A 2,352-nucleotide genomic window follows, 5' to 3' on the forward strand; every position below is an offset into this window, starting at 1 on the left:
TTTTATTTATGATTCTTTTAAATCATCCACTAGTTGCTCCGCTAAACGTCTATACATATTACTCATAGTCACGAAGGATGTTAGTAGTAGAAATTTTTCTAGCTTTGTATCTTCTAAGGAAGAAATCTCATTTACTTCTGTAACACGGTTATTTACGTCTTGTTTAAAGCTTTCGACATTGCTTTCAGTAAGAGCAAGATAATTTTTGTATAACGTATTTAATTCGAATGAATCATCATTTAATAAGGAGTCATTTATAGTTTCTAATGAACTTTTTATGTCGTTAATGGAGAGAGCTCCCTTTAATTGATAAATTAGGCTAATTAAAATCATATGCTCTTTTGAATACTTTTTATTTTTGATAGGGATGAATAGTTTCCCTTTTGCGTAATTATTAATCATCGTTTTTGTTAATACTTTTTCATCATCAGTTCTCGTTGTATCTGCATAAGTATTCTCAAATAGTTGGACAACTTGGTCTACATATAAGTCAACATTTGGAATATCCTCAAGTTTAATGTTTTTTTCTAAATGTAATGTCTTAAGTAATTCATTTATATTTTCCACGTAGAATCCCTCACTTTTATAACTTAGTGGAACTTAATGTTTAATATATCTTTAAATATGGTATTACGAAACAAATGAATTGTAAATGTTGACCTTAAAAAGAAATGTGTATATAATTACATGTAGTTATCAAAACTACATGTAATTATATGAGGGGTGTTATTATGAATAATTACGTAAGGGAACCAGTTAATGCATTTACTCACTTAGGTGGAGCGATATTATCATTTATTGCGTTATTAGCTATGCTTGTGAAAGTTTCTATCAAGATGCCATCATTTGCTGCAATTACAGCTGTTATTTTGTTTGGTATTGGAATGATGGTCCTTTATACGGCGTCAGCTGTATATCATAGTGTTGTGGCCAATGAACGTGTTATATACTTCTTTAGGAAGCTAGATCATTCTATGATTTTTATATTAATTGCAGGTACATATGCACCCTTTTGCTTAATTACATTAAATTCAGCAAGTGGTTTGCTATTATTTTGTTTAGTCTATGCAACTGCGATTTGTGGCATTGTATTTAAAATGTTTTGGTTTAATTGTCCAAGGTGGTTATCGACAGCAATTTATATTACGATGGGTTGGTTAATTGTTTTATTCTTTGCACCGTTAGCTGAGAATTTAAGTACAGGAGGCATTATTTTCTTAGTACTTGGTGGCATTTTTTATACAATTGGTGGATTTATTTATGGAACAAAGCCAAAATGGTTAGAGTTTAAATATATGGGGCATCATGAAATTTTTCATGTTTTTGTATTATTAGGTAGTCTTGCGCATTTTCTAAGTGTATATTGTTACGTAATTTGATAAAAAAACGCCACATAATAAAAATTATGTGGCATTTTTTTATTACCTGATTAGAATCGTATATGTTATAAAATTATTATGGGATAAAATGTAAGTTTCTGTGTTCGCATGTTAAACATAGGATAAGAAATATGTGATATACTTTGAGAAGTTTATAATGAATGAAATATGGAGGACTATAATTATGGCAATACTTGTAACAGGTGGAGCAGGATATATTGGTAGTCATACATGTGTAGAATTACTAAATAGCGGTTACGAAGTTATAGTAGTGGATAATCTTTCGAATAGCTCGGTAGAATCTATAAATCGAGTAAAAGAAATAACAGGAAAACAATTTAAGTTTTATAAAGAAGATGTTTTAAATCGCGAAGCGCTTGACGCAATTTTTGAAGAAAATTCAATTGAAGCAGTTATTCACTTTGCAGGATTTAAAGCTGTAGGGGAGTCAGTAGCGATTCCATTAACATATTATCATAACAACATTACAAGCACGTTAGTGCTATGTGAAGTAATGCAGAAACATAATGTAAAGAAGATAATCTTTAGTTCATCTGCAACTGTATATGGTATCCCGGAAACGTCACCGATTACCGAGGAGTTTCCATTAAGTGCAACAAATCCATATGGTCAAACGAAATTAATGATTGAGCAAATTATGCGTGATGTAGCATTTGCAGATGCAGAATGGAGTATCGCATTACTTCGCTATTTCAATCCATTTGGTGCACACGAAAGTGGGCGTATCGGAGAAGATCCAAATGGAATCCCAAATAACTTAATGCCATATGTAACGCAAGTAGCGGTAGGTAAGTTAAAAGAATTAAGCGTATTCGGAAATGACTATCCAACGAAAGATGGAACAGGAGTCCGTGATTACATCCATGTTGTGGATTTAGCAAATGGTCACGTAAAGGCGCTTGAGAAAGTACTGAGTACAACAGGAGTAGATGCTTATAACCTGGGCACAGGC

At 32.1% G+C, this 2,352-nt stretch carries 3 protein-coding genes; 2 read left to right on the plus strand and 1 reads right to left on the minus strand.

Features of this window, described 5'->3' with window-relative positions; genetic code table 11:
- Positions 1 to 6 precede the first annotated feature (6 nt).
- Positions 7 to 567: a DUF1836 domain-containing protein gene (locus tag HMPREF1014_RS20905; RefSeq protein ID WP_000427884.1), complete on the minus strand. Its 561-nt coding sequence runs from the start codon at positions 565 to 567 to the stop codon at positions 7 to 9.
- Positions 568 to 731: 164 nt separating this feature from the next.
- Between HMPREF1014_RS20905 and trhA the strand changes: the two genes are divergently transcribed.
- Entirely contained in the window at positions 732 to 1,379 is a 648-nt protein-coding gene (trhA, locus tag HMPREF1014_RS20910) for a PAQR family membrane homeostasis protein TrhA (RefSeq protein WP_001067426.1), read from the plus strand.
- Positions 1,380 to 1,563: 184 nt separating this feature from the next.
- Positions 1,564 to 2,352 (plus strand): UDP-glucose 4-epimerase GalE (gene galE / locus HMPREF1014_RS20915; protein ID WP_000996547.1); only part of this gene is annotated, 789 nt, incomplete at its 3' end.

The sequence above is a fragment of the Bacillus sp. 7_6_55CFAA_CT2 genome, assembly GCF_000238655.1.
Taxonomy (GTDB): Bacteria; Bacillota; Bacilli; order Bacillales; family Bacillaceae_G; genus Bacillus_A; species Bacillus_A cereus.